Source organism: Alkalibacillus haloalkaliphilus (assembly GCF_007991275.1).
GTDB classification, from domain to species: domain Bacteria; phylum Bacillota; class Bacilli; order Bacillales; family Alkalibacillaceae; genus Alkalibacillus; species Alkalibacillus haloalkaliphilus.
The window spans coordinates 1-25995 of the sequence record NZ_BJYA01000009.1 but is presented as its reverse complement, the minus strand read 5'-3'; the positions used below and the strand labels follow the sequence as shown (position 1 = coordinate 25995).

The following is a 25995-nucleotide window of genomic DNA, read 5'->3' as shown; positions in this document are numbered from 1 at the left end:
TCTGTGCTTTAATCAAGGTTATAAAAACGATTATTTCTCTAGTTTTTAACAAATGAAAAAACATGAAGGTGGGTGTCCAACATAAAAGTGATAGCAATCATTCTCTTCTCGTGTACGCATAAATTGAATTTATTCAAATCCTTTTATGTGCATAAGCACGCAACTCCTTTGCAGTGAAATAGCAATTTACAGCTACCCACCAAATATTACAGAACCTAAAATAAAACCCGAACAAATTCAGTTGTGAATTCGTTCGGGTTTTGTTCATGTTTACAACACTTCTTTAATCTTGTCGATCGCCCATTGTAAGTCTTCTTTTTCAATAATTAATGGTGGTGCGAAGCGGATTACATTCTCATGTGTTTCTTTACATAGCAATCCTTTTTCTTTAAGTTGTTCACAATATTTACGAGCAGGTTCATTTAGCTCAACTCCGATAAACAACCCTTTACCACGAACTTCCTTAATAGTAGGATTATCAATCGAACGAAGCTCATCAAGCATATGCTGACCTAGTTCTAATGAACGTTCAGCTAGTTTTTCTTCTTCTAATACTTCTAATGAAGCTAATGATACAGCACTTGCAACTGGGTTACCGCCGAATGTTGACCCGTGAGAACCTGGGTTGAAAACACCTAGAATATTTTCGTTCGCAACAACACATGAAATAGGGAATACCCCGCCTCCAAGTGCTTTACCTAAAATTAATACATCTGGTTCAACATTCTCCCAATCACAAGCAAACATTTTACCTGTACGAGCTAGACCAGCTTGAATTTCGTCAGCCATATATAGTACATTATTTTCTTTACACACGTCATACGCTTCTTTTAAGAACCCTTCAGGTGGCATAACGATTCCAGCTTCACCTTGGATTGGTTCGAAAATAAATGCAGCAGTATTTTCAGTGATTGCATCACGTAATGCGTCAACATCACCGTAAGGGACAATTTTGATTCCTGGTAGTAAAGGCCCAAAACCACGTTGATATTCAGCCTCAGATGATAAAGATACTGCTGACATTGTACGACCGTGGAAGTTGCCTGTACAAGCGATAATTTCAGCTTTATCTTCAGTAACACCTTTTACGTCATATGCCCAACGACGAGCTGCTTTAATAGCCGTTTCGACAGCTTCAGCCCCTGTATTCATCGGTAGCGCCATTTCTTTGTTCGTCATCTTACAAATCTTTTCATACCATGGACCTAATTGGTCATTGTGGAATGCGCGAGATGTTAGTGTTACGCGATCAGCTTGTTCTTTAAGTGCATTAATGATCTTAGGGTGGCGATGACCTTGGTTAACCGCAGAATATGCACTTAACATATCCATGTAACGATTGCCTTCAGGGTCTTCAACCCAAACACCTTCAGCTTTTGATACAACAATTGGCAATGGCTTATAGTTGTTTGCGCCAAAATGTTCTGTTTGATTGATAATTTGTTCAGTATTACGAGTCATAAAATCCCTCCTGAGAAAGTTAGTGCCCGCTTATGTAACGGTTAGGGGCTTTTTGTTAAAATAACCGAATAACCTTAGTGGTTAAAATTTCTAACACTATTAGTTATTATAACTGTTTGTATGGATTGTTTCAAAGTTGTCAACAATTTTATCGCATACGTTTTTAAAACGTGATAGGATAGACATAAAAGGAGGTATGTACTATGGACCATCAACAAATGGCACTTATACATATTTTTTCATGGAGTGCAGCAATTATTCTATTTGTAATTGCTTATGTCATGATAAAGCAAAATAAACAAGAAAAACCGATAAAAATTTTACAAATGACGTTACGTTTATTTTATGTTCTTGTTATTGCTACAGGGGCTGACTTATTCTTCCGTTTCTACTTCGGTGTACAAAGTGAGTATTTCGCTGAATCGATTATTAAATTGATCGCCGGGGTATGGGTAATAGCCGCAATGGAAATGACTTTAGCAAAAGCTAAAAAAGGTAAAAAAGAATTCGCTGGCTGGCTACAGCTTGCTTTTGCATTAGTTATTGCATTAGCATTAGGCTTCGGTCGCTTGCCATTCGGCTTTTTACCTTAAGAAGAGTCCCTGTTAAAGGGGCTTTTCTATTTTAAACAGTACTTTAAAGCGAGGTAACAGCGATGAGACGATTAACCGTTCTATTAGTTTCACTCGTAGCACTCATGCTTGTCTTCCCAATTGTCGGACAAGCTGAACAAGACGATGAGCGAAACAGTTATTATTATATTTTGATCGATCGCTTTCAAAATTCTAATAGTATAACAGAAGAAGGAGTAGACCGTAATGACCCTTTTGGTTTTCATGGCGGTGACTTTGTCGGTATAGCTGATCGAATCAGTCATATTGATAATGATTTAGGTGTTTCTCATGTTGTGCTATCACCAGTTTTTGCAAGTGAGGATTACACAGGTCAAACTGTTTTGGATTACGAACAAATCCAACAAACTTTCGGCTCAATTGAAGACGCAATTGAGACAGTAGACATGTTTAATGAAGCAGGGATTGAGGTTATACTACACTTCCCAATGGAACAAATGAGTGAAAACAGTCCATTAATGGAAGAAGAGTGGGTAACTGAAGAAGGTACAATTCAGGTGGAAGATGAAGCAGCACAAGCTTACTTATTAGAGCAAATGACAGACTGGCAAGAAACATTAGGTACTTCTGGTTTCTACATTTCAGATGTTGATCAATTACCGGTTGATTATGTCGATACTCTAACAAATGAGTTGTCAGATCTGTTTTGGATTAGCGATTTAGCTGATTTCAACGAAAGTAACGTTGAATCTATATTAGATGCAGGATTTGATCGTGTGCTTCATGGTGAGTTTCGTGAAGACGCACGGGAATTGTTTAAAACGATCGAAGTAGATTATGATTCTATATTGAATGATCCTTATTTAGATGATGAACGTGTCGTCCATTACATGGATCACTATACGACTGATCGGTTTACAAGAGCGATGGAGGAAAGCGGTTTACATCCAATTACTCGATGGAAAATGGCATTAACATATTTATATATGACGCCGAATGAACCGTGGTTATTCCAAGGTACAGAGGTTCCATCTGATGGTTTAGTTGAGGATAATAGCCACCATGCGATGGTCAACTTTCTAAGTGGTGATGAGCAATTAATTCGCCATATTGAGAAGTTAGAAAGCTTTACCGGCCATTTTCCTGAAGTAAGTCATGGTGACATGAATGTATTACATGACGACGATTATTTCTTAGTATTTGAGCGTGAACATGAAGGAAATCGTGTGCTTGTAGCAATTAATAACAGCCCGGAATTTCAATATACTGAAATTGACCATTTACCAGCTGATATGGAAATGCGCGGGTTAATTGAAGATGATTTAATTCGTGAAAATGAAGACGGCACGTACACAGTCTCATTAGAACGTGAATCGTCTAACGTCTTTAATGTACAGCCGAATCAAGGTATTTACTGGCCGCTTACGTTGCTTTTCTTCGGTGTGTTAGGAGCATTTATCGTATTTGCGATTATTGTGTATCGTAAAAATAGAAGAGAAGATCGACTGAAACAAGAACAAAATAGTAATAGTAATGAGTAAAGCAGAGGATTGCGCCTCTGCTTTATTTTTTGCTTATAAGCTCATCCAATCGTAATAGCCTAACCAGTCTAATAAGAGGGCTAAGACGATCACCGTGATTGTACCAGTTATAAATAGAGAGATGATAAATTTAATCTTTTTAACTTGAATCCACACAATAAACATAAGAATAAGAACAATTATAATTCCGATTATGACCGATGATGAGAAACTTGTTGGAGTAATAAAATCAAACCAATTAACCGAGTCCATAGTAACCTCCTTAAAATAATCTATTAAACTGATTATACTATACATATTTCATAGAAAGAATATTATGAGGAGAATAAATAAAATACCCAGATGATTGGTTAACACGTTAATCATCTGGGTATATTTAAGATATAGAGTTATTGCTGGACATCATCTAAAAAGAAGAGTGCAATTGTACCTGGACCAGCATGAGCACCAATGGCTGAGCCGATTTGGTGAATGATGACATCTTGTGGGTTATATGCCTCTTTAAGTTTTTCTGCTAGTTTTTGAGCAGTTTCTTCATCATCACCATGCGTAATCGCAATTGTCTGTTGGTCTAATGAATTACCACGTTCACCAGCTAAATCAACCATGCGGCCGATTACTTTCTTAGAGCCTCTCACTTTCTCAAGAGGTACTAGTTTACCATCTTCAACATGAAGCAGTGGTTTGATTTTTAACATACCACCAACAAAGGCTTGAGCTTTACTAACGCGTCCACCACGCTGTAAGTATTCTAAGTCATCTACGGTGAAAACATGAACCATATGATTCACGTAAAAATTCGCTGTGTCTAGGATGTCCTGAACGCTTCCGCCATTTGCGATTGCTTTTGCAGTATGATAGGCTACTAGGCCGTGTCCCATTGATGCAGCACGTGTATCAATGATGTAGATCTCAGCACTTTCGTTATCATCTTCAATTTGTTGTTTAGCAATCATTGCACTTTGATAAGTACCGGATAATTCTGATGAAAATGCTAGATAAATGACAGGTCTACCTTCATCGGTATACTGTTTGAATACGTCATAAAACGTATCAGGTGTTGCTTGCGCTGTTTTAGGTGCGGAGCCCTCACGCATAGCGTCATATACTTTCTGTGAGTCAATGGTGTCGCGATCATAATAATCTTGTCCATTTAAATGAACAATTAACGAAACGATGTCAATGTCGTGTTGTTCTAAAATGTCTTTAGGTAAATCTGAACCTGAATCAACAATTAATTTTACGCTCATGGATTTCCTCCTAGATATTTCTTTCAATCACTATTATACTTTAGTTTAATAGGACAAATTGCATACGTCAATGCTAGACAGGAGGCTATTATGTTTATATTTGAAGCAAAACGATTTGTAATCGTTATTATCGGCGCATTTTTTAATGCGATCTCACTTAACTTCTTTTTAGAGCATGCTAACGTATTCGCTAGTGGCTTTACAGGAGTTGCCCAAATATCTGCGAGTATATCTCAAGATTTTTTTAATATAGATATTAGTACAGGTATTCTATTATTCTTACTTAACATTCCCGTAGTCATATTAGGTTGGCTTAAAGTTGGAAAAGGGTTTACGATTTATAGTATTATTTCGGTATTATTTATGACGTTATTCCTTGAAACAATCCCGATAAGAGTTATTGCTAATGACGACATCCTTTTAAATGCTGTGTTTGGTGGCTTGTTTGGTGGAATTGGTGTTGGTATGACATTAAAATGGGGTGCATCAACAGGTGGTATGGACATTATCGCGATGGTTCTATCACGATTAAAAGACCGTCCAATCGGTGTTTACTTCCTGTCACTGAATGGTGCGATTATTATCGCTGCTGGACTAGTATATGATGCTGAGAAAGCTTTATATACATTAGTTACGTTATATGTCACAACACGTGTGATCGATGCGATTCATACACGTCACAGTAAGTTAACAGCCATGATTGTAACGGCAAAAGGTCAAGAAGTAACAAAAGCGATCCATTCGAATATGGTTCGAGGTATTACACGTGTACCAGCTAAAGGTGCTTTTACTGATGAAGACCGTGAAATGCTTGTCATTGTTGTAACACGTTATGAACTATATGATTTAGAAAATATCGTCAAAGAAGCTGATCCTAATTCATTTACTAATATTGTTCAAACGACTGGTATTTTTGGATTCTTTAGAAAAGAAGATGAAAAAGTGTAACAGTAAAATTTTGCATACGTCTAATAGAGTACAAAAATAAGTACGCGAGGTGTTCGTATGAAAAGGATTATTTTTTACTTGATGGTTTTGTTATTAAGTATAGCTTTAATTGGCTGTGGAACTGGTGGACAAGATCAAGAGCCTGATGAAGGTGAAAATAATGCAGGAGAACAGCCAAATGATGATGAAGAAAATGATGAAGAAAGTGAAGAAGAATTAACAGGAGTGGATGCTTTGTTGGATCAACTAACGTTTGATGTCGATGTTCAACCTGGTGAAGACAGTGTTAAGTTTAATATGAAGTTGACGCATGAAGGAAATGAAGATTTAACGTTATCATTTTCGTCTGGTCAAAAATTTGAAATCGTCGTAACAGATCCAAATGGTGAAGAGGTTTATCGTTTTTCTGAAGGTATGATGTTTACCCAAGCTATAGAAACGAGTGAACTGTCTCCAGGCGATGAGATGGATTTCCAAGATTCTTGGGACTATACGAAAGACGGGGTCAGAGTTGATTCTGGTGAATATGAAGCAACAATTGAGCTGATACCTTATGAATTAAATGGTGATGAGATTCAAGATCATCCGTTTAAAGAAGACGTGACGTTTGAAGTACCATAAGTGAACTAATTCAGCGAACGCCGGAATATCAATGCAGTTCGCCGGATTATTTAGAATTTCACCGGAATAATTGAAATTTCGCCTGAAAATCAAAAAAATCGCTGAATTATCGTGTAAAAATAAAAGTTCCAGCTGATTAGCTGGAACTTTTATTAATAACCGTATCCTTCGATTAGTTTCTCCACTTTAGGTGTTAATTCTTCCCATTGAGCATCAAACGTCTTATTAACGGTAATGAAGTTGTAGTAACCGAATACGTTATCGACACCGTCTAACTCCATTAAGTCATTTAAAATGTTGTGTTCGCTTGTCTCACCTTGCATGACAGAGATGCTATCGTCACCTTCAAAAATAACACTGTCTACTGTGAATTTCATCGCATTTGGATTTGGTGTTGGTTCTGCAATTACAGCCATCGTGAATCCCTCCCTGAATTTCTCTCTTATATCTTAGCACGAATTAAGTCGGTACAAAAGAAAAGTCAATTAGAAAATGGTATCATTAATAATGGAGAGGAGGGGAAGAGCTAATGCGTTATTTATACATAGCTGTCGTTGTCGGTTTAATTGCGTCAACAGCCATCAGCTTATACTTGTACGTGATTGAAGCATTTACGGGTAAGCAATTATTTACGTTACTATTAAATATTGATTTTATTTATACTCCAAGTGAGTCTGTTCCAGAAAATTTGTACCTTGCTTTTGAATACGCCTTACACGTTCTTGTCGCTACATTAATCGTTAGCGTCTATTTATATCTCATTACGAAAAACAACAAGATGTGGGAGCGTCGCATGGAAATAGCAGCTTTATTGTCATTCATTGCATTTTTAACTTACTTTCCATTAACAATTTTAGCAAAAACGACGACACCTGCTGTAACAGATATCGTCGCTATTTTTGACTGGTTTATCGCTCATGTTATTTTCTTTTTCAACTTGTATTACATTACAGAGTGGTTGTTTAAAAAAACGACAAAACAGACCACTTAAACGTTTGTTAATTGATCCACATTCTTATATTCGAAAAAGGCGTCTAAAAGTTTCCGGCTAATGGGTCCTGGTTGTCCATTAGCTATTTTTTGTCCTTCGATTTCTACAACTGGTGTTACTTCAGCTGAAGTGGATGTAATAAACACTTCGTCAGCATCCTTTAAGTCTGCTAAGCTAAATACAGTCTCCACATATGGAATGTTTAACTGATTAGCTAAGTGGAAAATGTAACGTCGTGTAATTCCGTTTAAAATTAAATTATTTGCTGGATGTGTATAAAGCTTACCGTCTTTAACAATAAACACATTCGTTGAAGAACCTTCTGTAACATGATCCTCATCACGGTAGAAGATCGCTTCACCAGCCTTGGCGTTATTTGCTTTTTGTTTTGTCATAACATTGCCTAATAGGTTCAAACTTTTAATGTCACAGCGCAACCAACGAAAGTCTTGTTGTAAGATCGTTGTGATACCTTGAGCTTGTGCTTTTAGTGGTCGGGATAACTTAAGCGGATAAGCAAATAAGACAGGCTCAGCATCTTCTGGGTATGGGTGATTACGTGGAGCTACACCACGAGTGATTTGTAAGTATATGCCGCCGTCATCGATGTTATTTTTTTCAATTAACTGTTGAAGTAAGTGGCTTAACCCTTGTTCGTTAACGTCATAATCAATTTCTACTTCATTTAAGCTATATTGCAGACGATCTAAATGGTCTTGTAATAAAAAGGCCTCACCATCATATACACGGACAACTTCATAAACTCCGTCACCAAATTGGTGTCCTCGATCTTCCATATCAATTGTTGCTTCATTACGTTCAATAAATTCGTTATTTTTTAGTACGATCATCTACGTCATCTCCTATCATAGCTTTCATGTTATTCATTATGTTAGTTGATAAAGCTTAATATGTAAATATTGAAAAAGTCTTAAATATTATTTAAATAATAATATAAAAAGCACCGATTTGCGGACAAATCGATGCTTTGTAAGTTTAAACAATTCTCTTACGAATGTAAGTACTTGCGTAGTCAATAACTGTAACAACGATAATAATAACGAGTAAAATCATACCCATATCATTCCAGTTACGTCCACTTTGCGCGAAAAATATCATTGTACCAATACCACCAGCGCCGACATAACCTAATATAGTAGAAGCACGTACGTCAATTTCGAAGCGGTAAATAGCATATGATAAAAATTCAGGAATAACCTGTGGAATTACCCCATGGAACATAATTTGAATTTTGTTGGCACCATTAGCTTGCATAGCTTCAACGACATTCATATCAATTGATTCGAGAACTTCTGCATAAAGTTTACCTAGCATACCAGTTGAACCGATCGCAATCGCTAAAATACCAGCAAATGGTGTAGGTCCAACAGCTACAACAAATAGAATAGCTAAAATGATCTCTGGAAATGCACGAACACCACTTAGTATCCACTTACCAAAGGTAGCTAAAATACGGCTATTAGTCATATTAAACGCAGCTAAGAAACCTAAAGGAACAGCAATAATGGCTGCTGCTAATGAACCAACGTAAGCAATAAATATTGTTTCAATCATCATTTCAATGACCTCAGGTGCTCTATCCCAATTTGGACTAAAGAGTTGAGGGACGACACGATCAAAGTTAGATGTAAAACGCTCTACCACGCGTCCGAAATCAATATTGATTGAAACAAAAGTCCATACATAAAGTGCAAGGACCGCTATAACAATAGCGATGTTACGAATAATTTGTTTTGTTGATCTTGGTTTTTTTGGAGGTAATTGTTGGCTCATTATATAATCGCCTCCCTTATCTTACCGCTGATGTATTCAATAAGGATTACTACAGCGAAAATAACGATGATGATTGTCATTACTGCACCATAGTTGTTGAAACTGAACTGGTTCATAAGTAGCTGACCGATACCACCAGCACCAACTAAACCAATTACAACAGATGCTCTAATGTTAATCTCAAAAACATACAATGAGAATGACGTAAATTGCGGCAAGACTTGTGGAACGACACCATAAGCAATGGCTTGAATAGTGTTAGCTCCAGAAGCACGCATCGCTTCTACAGGCTGCATGTCCACTGATTCTATTGTCTCACTAATTAATTTGGCAAGAATACCTAATGAGAAAATAAATAGAGCGACAATACCACCGAATACGCCAATACCGAATAAACCAACGAAAATAACAGCTAATACAACGTCTGGAATTGTACGTAAAACGTTCATTATAAGACGTGTCGTGTTATAGATGAACCAATTCGTTGTAATATTATTAGCAGCTAATAAACTAACAGGGATTACAATTAATGTTGAAAAAGTAGAGGCGATGATTGCCATATGGATTGTTTCAAACAATGTATTCATGGCAGGCCCTAAAACTCCCATGTTTAATGGGAACAACTTATCAGTAATTTGGGTCATATTGCTAAAGCCCCAAATTAACGCGTTTAAATCAACACCTGTGCGCCAAGAGCTAAAAAATAAAAAGATGATAATAACAAAGAAAATCACTGAAATCTTAGCTTTTACTCGCCAAGGTGAAAGAAGAGGTGCATAGTTGTCCTCTTTTATGGTCGGTTTAGACATTTTGTTCGACATCTTCTTCTACACCTCCGCGTAAATCATCTTCACGGATTGAACGACCATAGATTTCTTCAAATGTTTCTTCAGTTACTTCTGAAACTGGACCATCAAATACAACTTCACCAGCTCTCATTCCGATAATACGGTCTGCATATTCCATCGCCATATCAATGAAGTGTAAGTTAACGATTGTTGTAATACCATCTTCTTTGTTGATTTTGCGTAAATATTGCATCACTTGGTGAGAAGTTGGTGGATCAAGTGATGCGACAGGTTCGTCTGCTAAGATATATTTAGGCTTTTGAGTTAGTACACGTGCGATACTAACACGTTGCTGTTGACCACCACTAAGTTCATCTGCACGATTATATAGTTTTTCGTCAATGTTGACTCGTTTTAAACTTTCATAAGCTAATGCTTTATCGTCTTTACTAAAAAGGTTGAAGACAGAACGAAATGTTCCAGTATGACCTAAACGGCCAGCTAATACATTTTTGATTACATTATTTCGTTTAACTAAGTTGTAACTTTGGAAAATCATCCCGACTTTTGTGCGCAACTTACGTAGGCCACGACCTTTGTAATCTAAAATGTTGTCATCATCAACATGTAATTCTCCTTCTGTTGGAGTTACAAGTCGGTTAATACTACGAATGAAAGTTGATTTTCCAGCACCTGATAAACCAACAATAACAACAAACTCACCATCTTCAATTTTTAAGTTGACATCCTTTAAACCTTGATGTCCGTTTGGATAAACTAATGACAAATCTTTAAATTCAATCACAATTTTCACCTCATGCCTGTAAGTTTATGCAAGTATTATATAGTTATAGATTAATTAAATCAATTTTCTAAATCAGATTTTTCTAAAAGTTTTATATAGCCTAAAAGGGAGGATTTCTCCTCCCTTTTAAGGTCTAAATTGATTATTTAAAGTCTATTAGTCTAATGAAACTTCATCTCTAAAGCGGTCGTATGTTTCAGCTACAACATCATATTCAGAGTGTTCAGCTACATCAATCGCATCCCAAGTATAAACATCGTTCATAATTTGAATCATGTCATCATCTTCATTGAAAGATAGGAATGCTTCACGAATCTCGTCAACTAAGTCATCATCTAGTTCATTGATTACAGAGATTGTATCGTTTGGAATATCATCAGTGTAGTCAATGACTTTTAATTCATCAAAAATGTCAGGATAATCTTCTTCTAAGTTATCACGAACATCATCAAATGTAGTTGCTACATCAGCATCGCCATCATAAACTGCAATAGCTGCTGTGTCGTGTCCACCTACTGAAACTGTGTCACCAAACCAGTTATTTGTTAGGTCACTTTGAGTTTCAATGTCAAATTTGTCCATTAGTTGAGAAGCTGGAAATAAGAAACCTGAAGTTGAAGTTGCATCAGCGTATGCCCAAGTTTTACCTTCTAAATCTTCTAAAGTTTCAATGCCAGAATCTTCACGTACTAAGTATTGAGCTTGATAAGTAGAATCACCATGTCTAATAGACTTTAAGATTACTTCTACATCATACTCTTCATTCGCAATTACATATCCAAATGCTGGAATGAACCCGATATGTACTTGCTGTGAACCCATTGATTCAACTAGACTGTTGTAATTCGTCATTGTGCGTGCTTCAACATCTTTTCCTAGAATTTCTGCTAACTCATCAGCTAGAGGTTCTACTGTTTCTGCAATTGTGTCAGAATCCTGAGATGGCACAAAGCCCATTACTAACTCATCTGGGTTTCCTTCATCCCCTGTTGTACCACATGCTGCAAGCAACATCATAAGTGCTACAGTTGCAAATATTAGGAACTTTTTCAAAACTGTCTCCCCCTTGAATATATAGATTATTTTGAAACACTTTAATTATAAATAATCTGTGACATTAGTACAACATAATTTTAAAATTATGTTGTAAATTTACGAATTCTTAACAAAAAAAGTGACACAAGTCGAATTGTGTCACTTTTTGAGGGTGTTAATTTTACTTATATTCGTTTAATTGGTTCTCTAATTGTTGCAATTCCTGTTCTTCTTCGGGTGAACATGATTCGTATGCTGACTGGATACATTGCTGGATTGCTTTAACTTCTTGTTCATCTGCTTGGGCTTGTCCGTTTGGCTGTCTATCTCTTCCAGAAAGGTTTTGCATTGCTTGTTTGGCTTGGTTTAAAAACTTATTTTCCATTAAAATCCTCCTCGGTTGTACATGTTCTGTTCTCTACGTTTACGATCTTGATCTGTAAATGCACGACGACCTGTTTTCGATTGAGGATTCACTTTCGTATTACGCTGCTGTTGCTTCTTCTGACGCATGAAGCTCCTCCTTTAATGGAAATGAAGTATAAGGCTTACATTACGGCCTCGTTTAGCTTTAGGATCCTAAGTTCAACGAGTGATGAAATCAGCGTTAGTTGAACACGAATGATCGCGTTCAAGAATAGTGTGTGTCGATTAGAGCAAAATATGATTGGTTATATTTACGTTTATAAAGCTATATGAAAATAAAAAAAGACCGCTAAATTAGCGGTCGAATCAGTTTAAACCTTTTTAGTTAGGATACTTTTAGGTAAGCTTAAATATTCTTCTAAAAATTGTGCAACACCATCATCGTGGTTTGTTGTTGTAATTTCGTTAGCCATTGATTTTAATTCATCTATGCCATTCCCCATAGCAACACCGACACCGGCATAATCGATCATTTCAAAATCGTTATCTTCATCACCGAAAGCAATAATACGATCTTTTGGAATGCCATATTCTTGAGCGATTTTTTGAACGCCAACAGCTTTGTGCATGTTGGAGCGAATAACTTCAATTACATGGAAAGGCGCACCCCATTTACGGTGATCCACGATTGTCGCATGACGTTCTGTTAGAGTTTGACGAATTTGGTCAACGCGATCATCGAATGGGTGAATTAAAACTGATGAAGGATCTTTTGCTAAGTTCTCTTGAATTTTTCCGAATGTAGCTGGTTGTTCAAGTCCAGCTTGGAAAAAATGCGTAATGTCATGTTGGTTGTCATATTCAATATACACTTCATCCATAATTTCAGCTAAAATGTTTTGAACACCAACGTTGTAGCACGTTTCAACAATATCGTGCGCCACGTCTTTAGGAAGTGGCGAGTGCATGTGATCCCAATTTGCTTGTTTCGGGTGGTGAATTAAAGCACCATTCATATTAACAATTGGTGTGTCTAATGCCATTTGGTGATAAAATTGCTTACTTACACGATAAGGACGCCCCGTTGCAATTGCAACTATATGCCCTTCTTGCTTCGCTGCCTCAATTGTTTTTAACGTTCGTTCAGAAATCACTTTATTGTCATTTAGTAAAGTACCATCTAAATCTAACGCAATTAAATGCTGTTGTTTCATGGTTTCACCTCATTACCCTTTTTATATCTAATTAAATTATAATAACATATTTTTCTTGAATTGTCATGGTTCTTTCGTTCGCAAATGACTAACATTTGTTTAGCATAATTATATGATTTATTATAGTAATAAAGTGAAAAGGGAGGACGTTTAATGGGGATTGTTATAGATCGTCAACTTATTGATGATATTCCAATATTAATGATTCATGAACAAGATAAGCAAGCAGCACCACTACCAGTTGTTATATATTTTCATGGGTTTACAAGTGCAAAAGAACAAAACTTGCCAACAGCTTATTTATTAGCTGAACAAGGTTATCGTGTCATTCTTCCTGAAGCTCTTCACCATGGTGAAAGAAGAGGGAATATAACTAATGATGAAATTCAGTTTGCCTTCTGGAAGATTGTACAGCATAACTTAGTTGATCTTCATAAATTAATGAACTGGTTAACGCGAGGTGGCTTGTTAGAAGCTGGACGCTTAGGAGTTGCTGGAACGAGTATGGGTGGAATTACAACAGCAGCTGCGCTAACGCAGTTTGAACAAGTGAAAGTAGCCGGTCTTATGATGGGGTCAGCTAAGCTTCAGTATATGGCGCATTATTTACTAAAAGGTATCGAACAACAAGGGATTGAGTTGCCATATACTAATGAAGAAATTACAGCACAAGTTGATGAACTAGGTAAAATTGACCTTTCTCAGAAAATTGAAGTCATTAGTGGGCGTCCAATTTTAATTTGGCACGGTGAAGAAGATCGTGTTGTACCCTTTGACCATGCTGTTGAATTTTATGAACAGTTGGCGCGAAACGGTGAGAATGTGAAGTTTGTCAGCGAAAAAGGTCGTGACCATAAAGTAAGTCGTGAAGGTATGATTGAATTAACAAATTGGATGAAAACTTATTTATAATTCGTTTATTTTACTTTAAAATTTAGTCCAAGCATGTTTATAATAAAGTAAGAACGTTTGAAGGAGGACTATGCATGGATCAGGCATTAGAAGAGAATCTGTGGGGTGCCGTTGAGAATGTTATTGACCCTGAATTAGGGATTGATATTGTGAACTTAGGGCTTGTTTATAATATCGATTTAGATGACGAAGGTATAGCAACAGTCACAATGACATTAACGGCGATGGGTTGTCCGCTTGCGGCAACAATCGAATCAGATGTTAAAAATGCACTTGCAGATATACCTGAAGTTAGTGAAGTAGAAGTTAATATCGTATGGAACCCACCATGGACGAAAGACCGCATGTCTCGTTATGCGAAAATCGCACTTGGAATTCCAGACTAAAACGAACAAACCCGACTGTGATTAGTTCACAGTCGGGTTTTTTATTTATTATAAGAAAATAACAACTAATGCTCCTACTGCCATACAATAATAAGCGAAGTATTTTAATTTGCCTGCTGTCATGACATTAATAAAAAGTAATAACGCAAAATATGACGCAACAATTGTTGCAACTAATGCAATGAGATATAAAACGAACTGGTTAGATAATTCAGGATTGCTTAGAACATCACTAACAGCAAAAACCATCGTTCCTATACTGACTGGTATATACATAAGGAATGAGAATTTTAAAGCACTACGTCTGTTAAAACCGACTAACATAGCAGCTACAATAGTTGCTCCAGATCTACTAATACCAGGAATTAATGCGAGCGATTGCGCAAAACCAACAATCACAGCATCTGTTAATGTAATCTCCGCATCTCCTTTGTACCCATTCAAATTTCTAATAATCCACAAGGCAATAGCTGTTAAAATTAAAGTGACTCCAACAATCTTGACATGTTCAGATATTCCGCCAATTGTATCGTTAAATAATACACCTATGACACCAGCTGGGATTGTAGCAATAAACAATAAGAATAAGTAATAAAAATCTTGCTGTGTATTTTGCTCACGCTTAATTAAGTAATGGCTACCGTTAATCATAAGCTGCCAGATGTCTTTTCGGTAAATAATAACGACAGCAATTAGTGAACCAAAGTTAATAAAGGCTTCAAAAGTAATACCTGGGTCGTTCATGTCTAATAGCTCTCGCAAAATGACTAAATGACCACTTGAAGAAACGGGAATTGGTTCAGTGAAACCTTGAAATAACCCTAAAAATAAGTACCTTAGCACTTCAACTAACTCATTCATATACATGGGTCCCTCCTTAAACCTCCAAAACTATGCACATGTACTGGGCTATTTGAATACATTGTACTTAGAAAGGGGAGGTTACATTGGTACATCATTCTAAAGAGCACAAACTTGACTTGTGTCAAAACCACCTTAAACAACATGTTTTAGTTGAAACGACAACAGGTGACCAAATTGAAGGTTATGTCATTGAAGTGGATGATGAGCATGTCCACTTAGTTGTACCGTCACAACAAATTCCTCATCTACCTGTACGTGCTTATGGCGGCTATGGTCCTTATGGAGGTTACTACGGTGGTGGGTATGGCCCGTACTATGGGTATCCACCATATGAATATGGCCTTAGTCGTTTAATTATTCCTTTAACTTTTGTTGCGGCATTAAGTTTACTGCCTTGGTAGGTGAAAAAAAGAGGTTGACTTACCTTAATAGGAAGTCAACCTCGTTTGCTATTCGTTCGGTTTGTCTTTAAGTACGACTTCACTTAGAATTATCGCAACTAAAGTGAAAGTAACTGCGATTGCAACAGTACCTGTAAGATCAAATGAATATCCAGCCATGCTACTGATTACATATACAATCATTGCACTAAGTAAAAAGCTCCAAATAGCTGTCCAAATTAAACGCATATTTTTCACCTCATTTATCTATACATTCCATACTATAGTTTACCAAAGCTCTATTGAAAAATAAATATAAAAATTTTGGCGAATGTGTCAAACATTTAAGGAGAGTTTTTATGAGAGTTTTTGTATACCCTTGTTTTGATCAATTTGGGTACCAACTCGTCAATTATTATTTGAATAGTGGAGTTGAAGTAGTCGGTACTGGTTCTCTTGAGACAGAAGATGAAATGTTTTATTTTGCGATGGTAGGACGTAACTCTAATTTTAACTTTGTTGAAGGAGATGAGGTTGAACAGAGAGAACCTTTCGATCAAGCGTTTTTAATCGGTGAAGATTTTAATGTTAATGCTAAGCAAATTTTTAAGTTATCGACCGATGAAAACAAAAATTCAGACATTTAATTTCTTGCTATTTTATTGAATTACCACCACAATAGTTAGTAAAGATGAAATACGTATCGGGGTGTGCAAGATTGTATAAGTGGCTGTTTTTATTAATGATCACACCAATGATTTTATCGAGTTGTGGTTATTTTAATAGTGGACAACTTAATAATGTTGGGCTCTTATTAGAAGGTACAATTCACGATGAAACGTGGGGACGTGGTGCATACTTAGGTAGTTTAAATATAAAAGAAGAGCAAAATGTTAGCGCCTTATTGCGAGAGAATATCGATACTCATCGTGAAGCAGAAGAAGCTGTTCAAGACTTTGCCAGTCAAGGTGTGAACTTAGTGTTTGGACATGGTGAGAATTTTGGTCGAATGTTTGAACAAATGAATGAGCATCATCCTGATATTCAATTCGTTTATTTTAATGGTCAAATTTTTGATCGCAATATTACGAGTGTTAATTTTGATGGCTATCATATGGGTTTTTTCTCTGGCATGTTAGCAGCAGAAATGACTGAAACGAATCAAATTGGTGTCATTGCTGCTTATCATCATCAAGATGAAGTGCAAGGCTTTTATGAAGGAATTCAAGCCGTCGATTCCTCCATTAATACGGTTATCAATTCTGTTAATAGTTGGCATGACCAACAACGAGCGATGATGATGTTTGAGCAAATGTTAGATCATAATATTGATGTTATTTATCCGGCTGGTGATGGATTTAATGTACCGGTGATTCGTGCTGCTGAACAACATGACATCTATGCTGTCGGTTATATTCATGACCAATATGATGTAGCACCTGAGACAGTGTTAACGAGCACAGTTCAAGAAGTTGAAGGTTTGTATTCGGAAATAGCCCAAATGTATAACGAAGGAACACTTCCATCTGGTATTATGAACATATCATTTGATCAAGATTATATTTATTTAGGTGAATATGGTGATGCTGTTCCGATCCATTTAGCGGCTCATATTGATGAGATCATTGAACAGTATATAGAGACTGGAAGATTACCACAATAAATATTTTTCGCCATTTAGAAGAAAGTTATCTTTTAAATGGTTAAATTTTTTGGTAAAATTAGAACCAGGTCATAATATATGATTATATAAGTTAATCGTTAGGAGATGACAGAATGAAAGCAGGTTTAATTGGTACTGGACATTATGTACCAGAAAAAGTTGTTACAAATCATGATTTAGAGAAGATTGTTGATACATCGGATGAGTGGATTCGTACAAGGACTGGCATTGAGGAAAGAAGAATTGCCTCTGATGATATGAATACATCTGATATGGCATATGAAGCAGCACGCGATGCATTAAATGAAGCGGATTTAAAAGCAGAAGAACTTGATATGATTTTAGTTGCTACCGTAACGTCTGATATGGGGTTCCCATCAGTAGCATGTCAATTACAAGAGCGTTTAGGTGCAAGACAAATACCTGCAATGGATATTAGTGCAGCGTGTTCTGGTTTTATTTACGGCATTGTGACTGCTAAGCAGTTCATTGAAGCTGGGGTTCACCAGAATATTTTAGTGATTGGAGTGGAAAAACTATCTAAAATCACAAATTGGTCAGATCGAAACACTGCGGTATTGTTTGGTGATGGCGCCGGAGCAGCCGTGGTCTCTAAAGTTACTGAAGGTAAAGGGATTTTGTCACATGAGTTAGGTTCAGACGGCACAGGGATTCCTTACTTGCATCAGACAGATGAGGACCACATTTATATGAATGGCCGCGAAGTGTTTAAGTTTGCTGTTCGTCAAATGGGTGAATCATCGCTTAATGTCGTTCATCAAGCAGGCTTAACGAAAGATGATGTTAACTACTTGATTCCGCATCAGGCGAATATTCGTATTATGGAAGCAGCGAGAGAAAAGTTAGAAATACCGCTAGAGAAAATGTCAAAATCGGTTGATCGATACGGCAATACATCTGCAGCATCAATTCCAATCGCATTGTCAGAAGATGTTAAAGCAGGTAGAATTAAAGAGGATGATGTTGTTGTGTTAGTCGGCTTTGGTGGCGGTCTAACTTGGGGTGCCGTTGCATTAAGATGGGGTAAATAAAAGGATGAAGGACTTTAGGAGGTTAAGGAAATGTCAAAAAGACGAGTGGTCGTAACAGGTGTTGGAGCTGTGTCTCCAGTTGGTAATGATGTTGAAACAATTTGGAACAATTTACTTGCAGGTCATGTTGGAATCGATACAGTAACTAAAGTGAATCCAGATGAATTCCCGGCGAAAATTGCAGCAGAAGTTAAGGATTTTGATCCTTCATTATATATGGATAAACGTGAAGCGAAACGAATGGATTTATTTACACAGTATGCTGTAGCGGCTTCTAAAATGGCGTTGGATGACGCTAAACTTGAGATTGATGAAACATTAGCACCTAAAGCTGGTGTTTGGATCGGTTCTGGTATTGGTGGTTTGTCAACGTATGAGGAGCAGTTTAGAAAGTTTATGGAAAAAGGGCAACGTCGTGTTAGTCCGTTTTTCGTACCGATGATGATTCCAGATATGGCTTCTGGGCAAGTTTCAATTATTTTTGGAGCAAAAGGAATTAACTCTTGTACAGTAACAGCATGTGCTTCAGGAACGAATTCTATTGGTGATGCGTACAAAGTAATCGAACGTGGCGATGCTGATGTTATGATTACAGGAGGAACTGAAGCACCAATTAATAATATGTCTTTTGCAGGCTTTTCTAGTGCAAAAGCTTTAACGACAAATGAAGACCCTAAAAAAGCAAGTCGTCCGTTTGACCAAGACCGTGACGGATTTGTTATGGGTGAAGGTGCAGGAATCGTCATTCTTGAGTCACTTGAATCAGCTGAAAAGCGTGGTGCAAACATTTATGCTGAAGTTGTCGGTTATGGCTCAACAGGAGATGCTCATCACATTACAGCCCCGGCACCAGAAGGCGAAGGAGCAGCTCGTGCGATGGAGCAAGCGCTTAATGATGCAGAAATGACAGGTGAAGATATTCAGTATATTAACGCACACGGGACGAGTACAGAATTAAATGATCCTTATGAAACGACAGCTGTGAAAACAGTCTTTAAAGATCATGCCTATAATTTGGCTATGAGCTCAACGAAATCAATGACAGGTCACTTATTAGGTGCTGCTGGTGGTTTGGAAGCAATTGTTACGGTATTATCAATAAAAAATAATATTATGCCACCGACAGTGAACTATGAAACACCTGATGAGGACTGTGATTTAGATTATGTGCCGAATGAAAAGCGTGAAGCAGAAATAACGGCTGCTATGTCGAACTCTTTAGGATTTGGTGGTCACAACGCTTCGTTAATATTTAAAGATTATAAATAATAAAAAGGTTGAATCGGCTTATGCTGATTCAACCTTTTTTGTCTATTTAAATCTCATATTTCGTAAGTGCTTCATCATTTAGTTCAAAACCTAAACCAGGTTTGTCGCTCATGATTAGTTCACCGTGATCATTTGGCTTAACTGTTTCTTTTAAGACGAAGTCACGGCGTTCATTCGTCCAAGAAGGAGGGTCATATGGAAATTCGATATAAGGACAATCACTTATAGCAACACTTAAATGTAAATTCGCTAATAACCCAATACCATTACTCCACGTGTGGGGTGAGAAGATATGTCCGCTCCCTTGGACTAATTCTCCTATTTTCTTCACTTGAGTAATGCCTCCAGCTAGTGCGACATCTGGTTGATAAACATCAAGTGACCCATAGTCAGTCATTTCTCTGAAGTCGTGCCACCTTCTGTTCATTTCTCCACCAGCTATTCTTATAGATGTTAGTTCTCTAAGCTTTGCCATTCCTTTAAAATCATGAGCAGGAAGGGGCTCTTCTAACCAAAAAACATTAAGGTCCTCAAGTTCTCTAGCCACTTGTAATGCCATTTTTAAATCCCAAGTGCGTTCGGTATCCCACGGCATTTTCCAACCTTGGTTAGCATCAACCATAATCTCAATATCGTTACCGACTTGTTTTCTTATTTCTTCTATTACTTTAATGTCATCACGTACATCTTCATGATGAAAACGAATTTTCATCGCTTCAAAACCTTCAGCAATTAGTTTCTGTGTGCGCTTAGCTCGCTCTTTGGGTGAAACAATTTCACCGGTGGAAGCATAAGCTTTAATTTTATCAGACTTAGCCCCAAGTAATTTATAGACTGGTTGTCCAGTAGCTTTTCCAATGAGATCCCAAAGTGCAAGGTCTAAAGGCCAACAACGTCCATAATGAAAATCAATATTATCCAATATTTGGTTGTGTCTTTCAATGGCAAAAGGATCTTGTCCAATAAATAAATGCTCATGACCTTCAAAACCTTTCAATAAATCTCCTGATCCAATTCCTGTTATCCCTTGATCAGTGTGTACTTTTACAATCGTTGAAAGAAATTCTTCTCTCGGTTTCGGGTCCCATGCAGCTTTGAATGCTGGATTAAGCGGTTTTCTGTAATGCTTTGTTTCAATAGAAGTGATTCTCATAGTACGCTCCTTAACATTTTGTCTTTAAATTTAAGTCATTAGTTCACATTTGTATTGTTCGAACCATAACAGACTTCAAATGTTTACTCAAAAATGAAAAGTTGCGAAAAATAGGGAATTATAGTTCTAAACCAATGTGACAAGAAAATTAATAATGGTTTTATCCAAAATACTCATTATACCTCTATTTAACAACATGGTTTGATGTTTGTTTAACAGATAAATTTTAAGCTATCATAAAAAGCGTGCTAATTTTCAATTAATCATTGTTTGAATGATAAAGGGGGAATTGAGATCGATGGGGAATTCAGAGTCAACATTTTGGCGTGTAATTGATTATTTCCAAAACAACATTGATTGGATTTTGGAATTAACAGTTGAACACGTAGTCTTAGTTGGTTCAGCTATAATTGTTGCGATTTTAATCGGTGTACCTTTAGGTATATATTTAACGACAAACGAACAATTAGCTAGTACCGTATTAAACATTGCTGGTGTCATTATGACAATACCGAGTATTGCGTTATTCGGAATTATGGTTCCAATCTTTGCTGTAATCAATCAAGGAATTGGTTTCGTCCCAGCTTTTGTCGCGTTAATACTATACTCTCAGTTACCTATTATCCGGAATACTTACACAGCAATTCATAACGTTAATCCACAAATTCGTGATGCTGCATATGGAGTTGGCATGAATACTTGGCAACGTTTGTTCAAAGTAGAAATTCCGAATACGATTCCGGTTATTATGGCAGGGGTAAGAACTGCAGTCGTATTAAATATCGGAATTGGTGTAATCGCAGCATTTATTGGTGCTGGTGGGTTAGGTATTTTAATCTCGCAAGGTATTACACGCGGTTATCACGAGATGATTATTTCTGGTGCGATTGCGATCTCAATTCTAGGAATAACAGCAGATTTGTTTTTAAGATTTTTACAACGTCTGTTAACGCCAAAGGGGATTTCTTAATCTATTAGGTGTTTACTATGAAAAGGGGTTGAACGGTTGTGATTCAATATAAAAACGTGACCAAAGTTTATGGTGAAGACGTCACGGCAGTTGATCAAGTTTCTTTAGACGTCAATGAAGGTGAGATAGTCGTTTTATTAGGACCATCAGGGTGTGGTAAAACAACGTTATTAAGAATGGTTAACGGATTAGAATCTGTTACAGATGGAGATATCACATTTAATGGGGAAAGTATTAAAGATTTAAATGAAATAGAATTAAGAAGAAAAATAGGCTACGTCATCCAAAGCAACGGTCTATTTCCTAATATGACAATTGAACAAAACGTTACAGTTGTCCCTACTTTACTAGGCTGGTCAAAAGAAGATAAGAAGAAGAGATATGAAGAATTGATGGAATTAGTAGGCTTAGATGCAGAAGATTACCGTAAACGTTATCCCCATGAACTATCAGGTGGACAACAACAAAGAATTGGTGTCATACGTGCGCTAGCTGCGGATCCACCAGCAATGCTAATGGATGAGCCGTTCGGTGCATTGGATCCTATTATTCGCGAAAGGGTGCAGGATGAGTTTTTAGCTATTCAACGTGAATTGAATAAGACGATCTTATTCGTTAGTCATGATATTGATGAAGCTATAAAAATGGGAGATAAAATTGCCCTTATGAAAGATGGTCAATTAATGCAATATGATAAACCGAGTCAAATATTGCAAAATCCTGCAAACGATTTTGTAGCCCAATTCGTTGGTAAAGACCGTATGGTAAAAAGTCTAACAATTCATCGTATCGAGCAATTAATGGAGCGTTACGATTTATTAGTCTCTTCAATCGAAAAAGGTGAAATAGCAACAGTTTCTAAGTCTTCTAACTTAAGAGATGTACTAAGTTATATTTTAGAAAGTAAACAACAAGCTGTTCATGTTGTTGATGAAAATGATGAAGTGATCGGTCAAGTAGACTTTGCGTTGGTTAATCAGTACATGATTGACTTAGCAGATTCGAATGAGCCCGTTGTAAATCCTTAAGAGGAGGGGAGTGTTTTGGGGAAAAATGTGGTTACTTGGACGGTTAGAGTAATCGTCTATATTGGTTTGTTAGCATTTTTTATTTGGGTGTTTAGTAATAGTTACTTAAATCACCTTGTTGAAAACTTTGAAGAGTTTTTAGTGTTATTGCGTCAACATATTCAATTAGTTGCATTGTCGTCATTTTTGGCGATCGCTGTAGCTGTTCCATCTGCAATATTAGTAACGAGGCCCCAGTTCCAACGTTTTGAAGGAGTCGTGTCAACTGTTGTTAACTTCGGTTACACTATTCCAAATATGGCTATTTTAGCTTTAATGATGGGGATTATGGGAATTGGCTTTCAAACAGCAGTAGTTGCTCTGTTTATTTATTCGATCTTGCCAATCTTCCGAAACACTTTAGCTGGTATTCAGTCTGTGAACAGTAACTTAATCGATTCTGCGAAAGGTATGGGATTCAAACCTTATCAAATTCTGTTTAAAGTAGAACTGCCGAACGCAGCGTATTCAATAATTGCTGGTATTCGTACTGCAGTTGTTATAAATATCGGTGCAACGGCATTAGCATACTTAATTGGTGGTGGAGGTCTTGGAAACTGGATCTTCGTTGGTATTAATGTGTTTGATAATAGCATTTTAATTTCGGGTGCATTGCCAATTACCATTTTAGCCATCACGGTTGACTTATTTTTACGTCTTCTTGAACGTAAAGTTGTACCACGTGGTGCTAGACCTAGTACTAGATAAAAATATTGAGGAGGAACCATTATATGAAGAAAATTTTAAGTGTTATTGCTTTAGTAACGTTATTGTTGTTAGCAGCTTGTGGTGGGGACAATGAAAATGAAGTTACAGTAGGTGCGAAAAGTTTCACAGAGTCTCTATTATTATCTGAGATGACTAAAATTGTCCTAGAGGATGCTGGTTATGAAGTAGACCAACGTTCTGATATGGGAAGTAATGTTTTACGTGAAGCGATGGAAAGTGGCCAAGTTGACTTTACTTGGGATTATACAGGGACAGGCCTTGTTACTTACTTAGGAGAAGACCCAGTATCAACAGCTGAAGAGGCATTTGAAGCTGTTCGTGAAATTGATGAAGAAAATGGAATTACTTGGATGAATCCTACAGAGGTTAACAATACGTATACGCTAATGGTACGTCAATCGTTTGCTGAAGCTGAAGGTGTAGAAAGCTTATCAGACTTAGCTGATTATGTGAACGCAGGTAATGAACCAAGCGTTGCAGTTAATGATGAGTTCTCAGCTCGTCCAGATGGTTACGGGGCTTTAGAAGAGCATTACGATTTTGAACTTCCGTCAGCTAACGTTGAGTTAATGGATTTAGGTTTAACATATGCTGCTCTAAGAGATGAAGAAGTTGATGTGGCGATGGGCTTTAGCACAGATAGCCGTATTGAACAATTTGATCTAATGAACTTAGAAGACGACCAAGATTTCTTCCCAGACTATTCTGCAGCAGCAGTTGTTCGTACAGATGTACTTGAAGTTAATGAAGATTTAGCTGATTTAACTGAACCAATGGCTAACGCTTTAGATAGTGAAACAATGATCGAATTGAACTACCAAGTAGATGTTGAAGAGAGAAGTGTACAAGAGGTAGCAGAAGAATTTTTAATTGATCAAGGTATTATTGATTAATTTAGATATAATTTTAAACAGGCAGGTCTAACATTCGTTAGACCTGTTTTTTTATGGTTATATATTAATGTTTACGCTTACTGTCACATATATTGAAGTAAGGAAAAGGACAAGTCACCTAAGGACAGGCATCAAAAGTAGGAGATGCTAATGATGTGGCAGTTAATAATGTTTTTTATTGGTTTTGGATTTACATGTGTTGGGGCAGTATCAATTATTGGTTACTTAAACTTCTTACCTGTAGGCATGGGGTGGTATGATTTTCTACTTTTTATTTATAAAAGACCAGAGTGTTATTTGCTTCCACTCGGCTCTTTCATTATGATCTTGGCCATGTATAAAAACCCATTTAGTTCATAAATTAAGAATAAAAATATGTCACTTGGTGATAATGAACATAAACGGATTAACACTTAAAGTGAGGGATGTTAATGATGTACGTTCATGATATTTGGGTGAACTGGTTTGAAGGGGAGGAAAATGGTTACAACGTTTGCCATTTTCATGAGTGGCGCAAAAATGACTCAATTGAGCTGCTCGATCAAGTCCCAGTTGTTTATGTAACAAAGGAGCTATTCAACTACATAGAAAACGATATGTCTGACTTACCGAAACCTTTGTTAGAAGCAGTATATAAACGTGCATACTTAAAAAAGCAACATAAGAGAATCTCACTAGAATATGCCTTTGTAGCAACAGACGGACACCAAGTGATGGTCATCGACACATTGGGTTACGATATTCCAGTTAGAAAGAGTCGCGTCATTCCAAGACAAGAACGATTAGTGCTAGATTTAATCACACACAAACGCCCATTAGACTTTTCTTATAAACCGAGAAAGGGACAAAAAGATTACCACATTTTATCATTACAACCTGAATATATGATGGGCCTAACGAGAAAAGAGCGCCAGCTTAAGCATTTGCTCATGTTAATGCTTGATCAGTTAAAACAAAGCAAACGTATTGATGAATTACGTTACTGGCTAACTGAATGGCGACCAGAGATGTATCAAGAGATTCAACAAATGACTTTTGAAGAAGGATTTGAACTATTGGTTGGTGAAGCTTGTGATGGCTGGAGCCTGCAGCACGAAGAAATGTGTGAAAAAATGGCGAAGGGTCAACCATTCTTTGAACGCCTTTGGGAAATGGAACAACAGAAGAAAAATGTGTTAAAAAGGTGATGTGAAAAGCCCGCGCAATGGAATTGTGCGGGTTTTTTATGTTCAAAAGAGAAAAGGTATCCAATGAATATCGATTAAAAGGGA

33 protein-coding genes are annotated in these 25995 nt (G+C 36.9%); 18 read left to right on the top strand and 15 right to left on the bottom strand.

Translation table 11 applies throughout. The features are described from left to right. Positions 1-270: 270 nt before the first annotated feature. Complete coding sequence (locus AHA02nite_RS07180) at positions 271-1461, bottom strand: ornithine--oxo-acid transaminase (protein ID WP_146815822.1); 1191 nt, start codon at positions 1459-1461, stop codon at positions 271-273. A gap of 203 nt (positions 1462-1664) precedes the next feature. Here AHA02nite_RS07180 and AHA02nite_RS07175 point away from each other — a divergent pair, with 203 nt between their 5' ends. Both AHA02nite_RS07175 and AHA02nite_RS07170 read left to right on the top strand, forming a co-directional pair. Next, positions 1665-2054 carry a YisL family protein gene (locus AHA02nite_RS07175; protein WP_146815820.1) on the top strand — a complete coding sequence of 130 codons (390 nt, stop codon included), beginning with the start codon at positions 1665-1667 and terminating at the stop codon, positions 2052-2054. A 62-nt stretch (positions 2055-2116) separates the two neighbouring features. Next, complete coding sequence (locus tag AHA02nite_RS07170) at positions 2117-3574, top strand: alpha-amylase family glycosyl hydrolase (protein ID WP_146815818.1); 1458 nt, start codon at positions 2117-2119, stop codon at positions 3572-3574. Between the two features lie 33 nt (positions 3575-3607). On the opposite strand, the gene AHA02nite_RS07165 is transcribed toward AHA02nite_RS07170, so the two are convergent. Both AHA02nite_RS07165 and AHA02nite_RS07160 read right to left on the bottom strand, forming a co-directional pair. Further along, the gene (locus AHA02nite_RS07165) at positions 3608-3826 is read right to left on the bottom strand and encodes a hypothetical protein (RefSeq protein WP_146815816.1); all 219 of its coding nucleotides are present in this window, start codon (positions 3824-3826) and stop codon (positions 3608-3610) included. 137 nt (positions 3827-3963) lie between these two features. Next, positions 3964-4824 (bottom strand): DegV family protein, encoded by an 861-nt coding sequence (locus AHA02nite_RS07160; protein WP_146815814.1) that lies wholly within the window; start codon positions 4822-4824, stop codon positions 3964-3966. Between the two features lie 90 nt (positions 4825-4914). On the opposite strand from AHA02nite_RS07160, the gene AHA02nite_RS07155 reads away from it, so the two are divergent. Both AHA02nite_RS07155 and AHA02nite_RS07150 read left to right on the top strand, forming a co-directional pair. Further along, positions 4915-5772: a YitT family protein gene (locus AHA02nite_RS07155; RefSeq protein ID WP_146815812.1), complete on the top strand. Its 858-nt coding sequence runs from the start codon at positions 4915-4917 to the stop codon at positions 5770-5772. Between the two features lie 57 nt (positions 5773-5829). Continuing rightward, the gene (locus tag AHA02nite_RS07150) at positions 5830-6393 is read left to right on the top strand and encodes a BsuPI-related putative proteinase inhibitor (RefSeq protein WP_146815810.1); all 564 of its coding nucleotides are present in this window, start codon (positions 5830-5832) and stop codon (positions 6391-6393) included. Between the two features lie 152 nt (positions 6394-6545). On the opposite strand, the gene AHA02nite_RS07145 is transcribed toward AHA02nite_RS07150, so the two are convergent. After that, complete coding sequence (locus AHA02nite_RS07145; protein ID WP_146815808.1) at positions 6546-6809, bottom strand: NifU N-terminal domain-containing protein; 264 nt, start codon at positions 6807-6809, stop codon at positions 6546-6548. 113 nt (positions 6810-6922) lie between these two features. Here AHA02nite_RS07145 and AHA02nite_RS07140 point away from each other — a divergent pair, with 113 nt between their 5' ends. Further along, on the top strand, positions 6923-7384 hold the full coding sequence (locus tag AHA02nite_RS07140; protein WP_146815806.1) for a DUF5368 family protein: 462 nt from the start codon (positions 6923-6925) through the stop codon (positions 7382-7384). Here the strand turns inward: AHA02nite_RS07140 and dat are convergent. The 8 genes from dat to AHA02nite_RS07105 form a co-directional block, all read right to left on the bottom strand. Then, the gene (dat, locus tag AHA02nite_RS07135) at positions 7381-8235 is read right to left on the bottom strand and encodes a D-amino-acid transaminase (RefSeq protein WP_146815804.1); all 855 of its coding nucleotides are present in this window, start codon (positions 8233-8235) and stop codon (positions 7381-7383) included. The genes AHA02nite_RS07140 and dat overlap by 4 nt on opposite strands. 145 nt (positions 8236-8380) lie before the next feature. After that, positions 8381-9178 carry a phosphonate ABC transporter, permease protein PhnE gene (gene phnE / locus AHA02nite_RS07130; protein WP_146815802.1) on the bottom strand — a complete coding sequence of 266 codons (798 nt, stop codon included), beginning with the start codon at positions 9176-9178 and terminating at the stop codon, positions 8381-8383. Then, complete coding sequence (phnE, locus tag AHA02nite_RS07125) at positions 9178-9999, bottom strand: phosphonate ABC transporter, permease protein PhnE (RefSeq protein ID WP_146815800.1); 822 nt, start codon at positions 9997-9999, stop codon at positions 9178-9180. The genes phnE (AHA02nite_RS07130) and phnE (AHA02nite_RS07125) overlap by 1 nt, the downstream gene beginning before the upstream one ends. Next, positions 9980-10771 carry a phosphonate ABC transporter ATP-binding protein gene (gene phnC, locus AHA02nite_RS07120; protein WP_146815798.1) on the bottom strand — a complete coding sequence of 264 codons (792 nt, stop codon included), beginning with the start codon at positions 10769-10771 and terminating at the stop codon, positions 9980-9982. Before phnC ends, phnE (AHA02nite_RS07125) begins: the two co-directional genes overlap by 20 nt. 156 nt (positions 10772-10927) lie before the next feature. After that, complete coding sequence (locus AHA02nite_RS07115) at positions 10928-11824, bottom strand: phosphate/phosphite/phosphonate ABC transporter substrate-binding protein (RefSeq protein WP_146815796.1); 897 nt, start codon at positions 11822-11824, stop codon at positions 10928-10930. 163 nt (positions 11825-11987) lie between these two features. Beyond that, on the bottom strand, positions 11988-12191 hold the full coding sequence (locus AHA02nite_RS07110; protein ID WP_146815794.1) for a DUF3813 family protein: 204 nt from the start codon (positions 12189-12191) through the stop codon (positions 11988-11990). Continuing rightward, positions 12191-12319: a hypothetical protein gene (locus tag AHA02nite_RS15370; RefSeq protein ID WP_281284095.1), complete on the bottom strand. Its 129-nt coding sequence runs from the start codon at positions 12317-12319 to the stop codon at positions 12191-12193. The genes AHA02nite_RS07110 and AHA02nite_RS15370 overlap by 1 nt, the downstream gene beginning before the upstream one ends. A 224-nt stretch (positions 12320-12543) precedes the next feature. Next, positions 12544-13386 (bottom strand): Cof-type HAD-IIB family hydrolase, encoded by an 843-nt coding sequence (locus AHA02nite_RS07105; protein WP_146815791.1) that lies wholly within the window; start codon positions 13384-13386, stop codon positions 12544-12546. 153 nt (positions 13387-13539) lie between these two features. On the opposite strand from AHA02nite_RS07105, the gene AHA02nite_RS07100 reads away from it, so the two are divergent. Both AHA02nite_RS07100 and AHA02nite_RS07095 read left to right on the top strand, forming a co-directional pair. Beyond that, on the top strand, positions 13540-14298 hold the full coding sequence (locus AHA02nite_RS07100; protein WP_146815789.1) for an alpha/beta fold hydrolase: 759 nt from the start codon (positions 13540-13542) through the stop codon (positions 14296-14298). Positions 14299-14372: 74 nt separating this feature from the next. After that, entirely contained in the window at positions 14373-14684 is a 312-nt protein-coding gene (locus AHA02nite_RS07095; RefSeq protein ID WP_146815787.1) for a metal-sulfur cluster assembly factor, read from the top strand. 48 nt (positions 14685-14732) lie between these two features. Here the strand turns inward: AHA02nite_RS07095 and AHA02nite_RS07090 are convergent, their stop codons facing one another. Further along, entirely contained in the window at positions 14733-15545 is an 813-nt protein-coding gene (locus AHA02nite_RS07090; protein WP_170236011.1) for an undecaprenyl-diphosphate phosphatase, read from the bottom strand. Positions 15546-15631: 86 nt separating this feature from the next. Here AHA02nite_RS07090 and AHA02nite_RS07085 point away from each other — a divergent pair, with 86 nt between their 5' ends. Then, positions 15632-15949, top strand: a complete 318-nt coding sequence (locus AHA02nite_RS07085; RefSeq protein ID WP_146815783.1) for a hypothetical protein — start codon at positions 15632-15634, stop codon at positions 15947-15949. Between the two features lie 48 nt (positions 15950-15997). On the opposite strand, the gene AHA02nite_RS07080 is transcribed toward AHA02nite_RS07085, so the two are convergent. After that, on the bottom strand, positions 15998-16177 hold the full coding sequence (locus tag AHA02nite_RS07080) for a YjzD family protein (protein ID WP_146815781.1): 180 nt from the start codon (positions 16175-16177) through the stop codon (positions 15998-16000). A 110-nt stretch (positions 16178-16287) separates the two neighbouring features. Here AHA02nite_RS07080 and AHA02nite_RS07075 point away from each other — a divergent pair, with 110 nt between their 5' ends. The 4 genes from AHA02nite_RS07075 to fabF all read left to right on the top strand — a co-directional run bounded on the left by AHA02nite_RS07075 (position 16288) and on the right by fabF (position 19912). Further along, positions 16288-16575 (top strand): hypothetical protein, encoded by a 288-nt coding sequence (locus AHA02nite_RS07075; RefSeq protein ID WP_146815779.1) that lies wholly within the window; start codon positions 16288-16290, stop codon positions 16573-16575. Positions 16576-16646: 71 nt separating this feature from the next. Then, positions 16647-17591: a BMP family ABC transporter substrate-binding protein gene (locus AHA02nite_RS07070; RefSeq protein WP_218025407.1), complete on the top strand. Its 945-nt coding sequence runs from the start codon at positions 16647-16649 to the stop codon at positions 17589-17591. A 113-nt stretch (positions 17592-17704) separates the two neighbouring features. Beyond that, positions 17705-18643: a beta-ketoacyl-ACP synthase III gene (locus AHA02nite_RS07065; RefSeq protein WP_146815775.1), complete on the top strand. Its 939-nt coding sequence runs from the start codon at positions 17705-17707 to the stop codon at positions 18641-18643. A gap of 30 nt (positions 18644-18673) precedes the next feature. Continuing rightward, on the top strand, positions 18674-19912 hold the full coding sequence (gene fabF / locus AHA02nite_RS07060) for a beta-ketoacyl-ACP synthase II (RefSeq protein WP_146815773.1): 1239 nt from the start codon (positions 18674-18676) through the stop codon (positions 19910-19912). A 46-nt stretch (positions 19913-19958) separates the two neighbouring features. Here fabF and AHA02nite_RS07055 read toward each other — a convergent pair whose 3' ends face one another. Beyond that, the gene (locus AHA02nite_RS07055; protein ID WP_146815771.1) at positions 19959-21065 is read right to left on the bottom strand and encodes a mandelate racemase/muconate lactonizing enzyme family protein; all 1107 of its coding nucleotides are present in this window, start codon (positions 21063-21065) and stop codon (positions 19959-19961) included. A gap of 298 nt (positions 21066-21363) precedes the next feature. On the opposite strand from AHA02nite_RS07055, the gene AHA02nite_RS07050 reads away from it, so the two are divergent. The 6 genes from AHA02nite_RS07050 (at position 21364) to AHA02nite_RS07025 (ending at position 25911) form a co-directional block, all read left to right on the top strand. After that, on the top strand, positions 21364-22035 hold the full coding sequence (locus AHA02nite_RS07050) for an ABC transporter permease (protein WP_146815769.1): 672 nt from the start codon (positions 21364-21366) through the stop codon (positions 22033-22035). 38 nt (positions 22036-22073) lie between these two features. Continuing rightward, on the top strand, positions 22074-23063 hold the full coding sequence (locus tag AHA02nite_RS07045) for an ABC transporter ATP-binding protein (RefSeq protein WP_146815767.1): 990 nt from the start codon (positions 22074-22076) through the stop codon (positions 23061-23063). Between the two features lie 15 nt (positions 23064-23078). After that, positions 23079-23810: an ABC transporter permease gene (locus AHA02nite_RS07040; protein WP_146815765.1), complete on the top strand. Its 732-nt coding sequence runs from the start codon at positions 23079-23081 to the stop codon at positions 23808-23810. Between the two features lie 23 nt (positions 23811-23833). Further along, positions 23834-24724 carry a glycine betaine ABC transporter substrate-binding protein gene (locus AHA02nite_RS07035; protein WP_146815763.1) on the top strand — a complete coding sequence of 297 codons (891 nt, stop codon included), beginning with the start codon at positions 23834-23836 and terminating at the stop codon, positions 24722-24724. A 153-nt stretch (positions 24725-24877) separates the two neighbouring features. Further along, positions 24878-25084, top strand: coding sequence for a hypothetical protein (locus tag AHA02nite_RS07030; protein ID WP_146815762.1), 207 nt, complete (start codon positions 24878-24880; stop codon positions 25082-25084). A 71-nt stretch (positions 25085-25155) separates the two neighbouring features. Beyond that, a complete protein-coding gene (locus tag AHA02nite_RS07025; RefSeq protein ID WP_146815760.1) occupies positions 25156-25911 on the top strand; it encodes a DUF3603 family protein in 756 nt (251 codons plus the stop codon). Positions 25912-25995 lie beyond the last annotated feature (84 nt).

Bases quoted from the DNA above. Each gene is read 5' to 3' on its own strand.
- AHA02nite_RS07180 (WP_146815822.1), bottom strand. From the start codon at position 1,461: ATGACTCGTAATACTGAACAAATTATCAATCAAACAGAACATTTTGGC.
- AHA02nite_RS07175 (WP_146815820.1), top strand. From the start codon at position 1,665: ATGGACCATCAACAAATGGCACTTATACATATTTTTTCATGGAGTGCA.
- AHA02nite_RS07170 (WP_146815818.1), top strand. From the start codon at position 2,117: ATGAGACGATTAACCGTTCTATTAGTTTCACTCGTAGCACTCATGCTT.
- AHA02nite_RS07165 (WP_146815816.1), bottom strand. From the start codon at position 3,826: ATGGACTCGGTTAATTGGTTTGATTTTATTACTCCAACAAGTTTCTCA.
- AHA02nite_RS07160 (WP_146815814.1), bottom strand. From the start codon at position 4,824: ATGAGCGTAAAATTAATTGTTGATTCAGGTTCAGATTTACCTAAAGAC.
- AHA02nite_RS07155 (WP_146815812.1), top strand. From the start codon at position 4,915: ATGTTTATATTTGAAGCAAAACGATTTGTAATCGTTATTATCGGCGCA.
- AHA02nite_RS07150 (WP_146815810.1), top strand. From the start codon at position 5,830: ATGAAAAGGATTATTTTTTACTTGATGGTTTTGTTATTAAGTATAGCT.
- AHA02nite_RS07145 (WP_146815808.1), bottom strand. From the start codon at position 6,809: ATGGCTGTAATTGCAGAACCAACACCAAATCCAAATGCGATGAAATTC.
- AHA02nite_RS07140 (WP_146815806.1), top strand. From the start codon at position 6,923: ATGCGTTATTTATACATAGCTGTCGTTGTCGGTTTAATTGCGTCAACA.
- dat (WP_146815804.1), bottom strand. From the start codon at position 8,235: ATGATCGTACTAAAAAATAACGAATTTATTGAACGTAATGAAGCAACA.
- phnE (WP_146815802.1), bottom strand. From the start codon at position 9,178: ATGAGCCAACAATTACCTCCAAAAAAACCAAGATCAACAAAACAAATT.
- phnE (WP_146815800.1), bottom strand. From the start codon at position 9,999: ATGTCGAACAAAATGTCTAAACCGACCATAAAAGAGGACAACTATGCA.
- AHA02nite_RS07110 (WP_146815794.1), bottom strand. From the start codon at position 12,191: ATGGAAAATAAGTTTTTAAACCAAGCCAAACAAGCAATGCAAAACCTT.
- AHA02nite_RS15370 (WP_281284095.1), bottom strand. From the start codon at position 12,319: ATGCGTCAGAAGAAGCAACAGCAGCGTAATACGAAAGTGAATCCTCAA.
- AHA02nite_RS07105 (WP_146815791.1), bottom strand. From the start codon at position 13,386: ATGAAACAACAGCATTTAATTGCGTTAGATTTAGATGGTACTTTACTA.
- AHA02nite_RS07100 (WP_146815789.1), top strand. From the start codon at position 13,540: ATGGGGATTGTTATAGATCGTCAACTTATTGATGATATTCCAATATTA.
- AHA02nite_RS07095 (WP_146815787.1), top strand. From the start codon at position 14,373: ATGGATCAGGCATTAGAAGAGAATCTGTGGGGTGCCGTTGAGAATGTT.
- AHA02nite_RS07090 (WP_170236011.1), bottom strand. From the start codon at position 15,545: ATGAATGAGTTAGTTGAAGTGCTAAGGTACTTATTTTTAGGGTTATTT.
- AHA02nite_RS07080 (WP_146815781.1), bottom strand. From the start codon at position 16,177: ATGCGTTTAATTTGGACAGCTATTTGGAGCTTTTTACTTAGTGCAATG.
- AHA02nite_RS07075 (WP_146815779.1), top strand. From the start codon at position 16,288: ATGAGAGTTTTTGTATACCCTTGTTTTGATCAATTTGGGTACCAACTC.
- AHA02nite_RS07065 (WP_146815775.1), top strand. From the start codon at position 17,705: ATGAAAGCAGGTTTAATTGGTACTGGACATTATGTACCAGAAAAAGTT.
- fabF (WP_146815773.1), top strand. From the start codon at position 18,674: ATGTCAAAAAGACGAGTGGTCGTAACAGGTGTTGGAGCTGTGTCTCCA.
- AHA02nite_RS07055 (WP_146815771.1), bottom strand. From the start codon at position 21,065: ATGAGAATCACTTCTATTGAAACAAAGCATTACAGAAAACCGCTTAAT.
- AHA02nite_RS07050 (WP_146815769.1), top strand. From the start codon at position 21,364: ATGGGGAATTCAGAGTCAACATTTTGGCGTGTAATTGATTATTTCCAA.
- AHA02nite_RS07035 (WP_146815763.1), top strand. From the start codon at position 23,834: ATGAAGAAAATTTTAAGTGTTATTGCTTTAGTAACGTTATTGTTGTTA.
- AHA02nite_RS07030 (WP_146815762.1), top strand. From the start codon at position 24,878: ATGTGGCAGTTAATAATGTTTTTTATTGGTTTTGGATTTACATGTGTT.
- AHA02nite_RS07025 (WP_146815760.1), top strand. From the start codon at position 25,156: ATGATGTACGTTCATGATATTTGGGTGAACTGGTTTGAAGGGGAGGAA.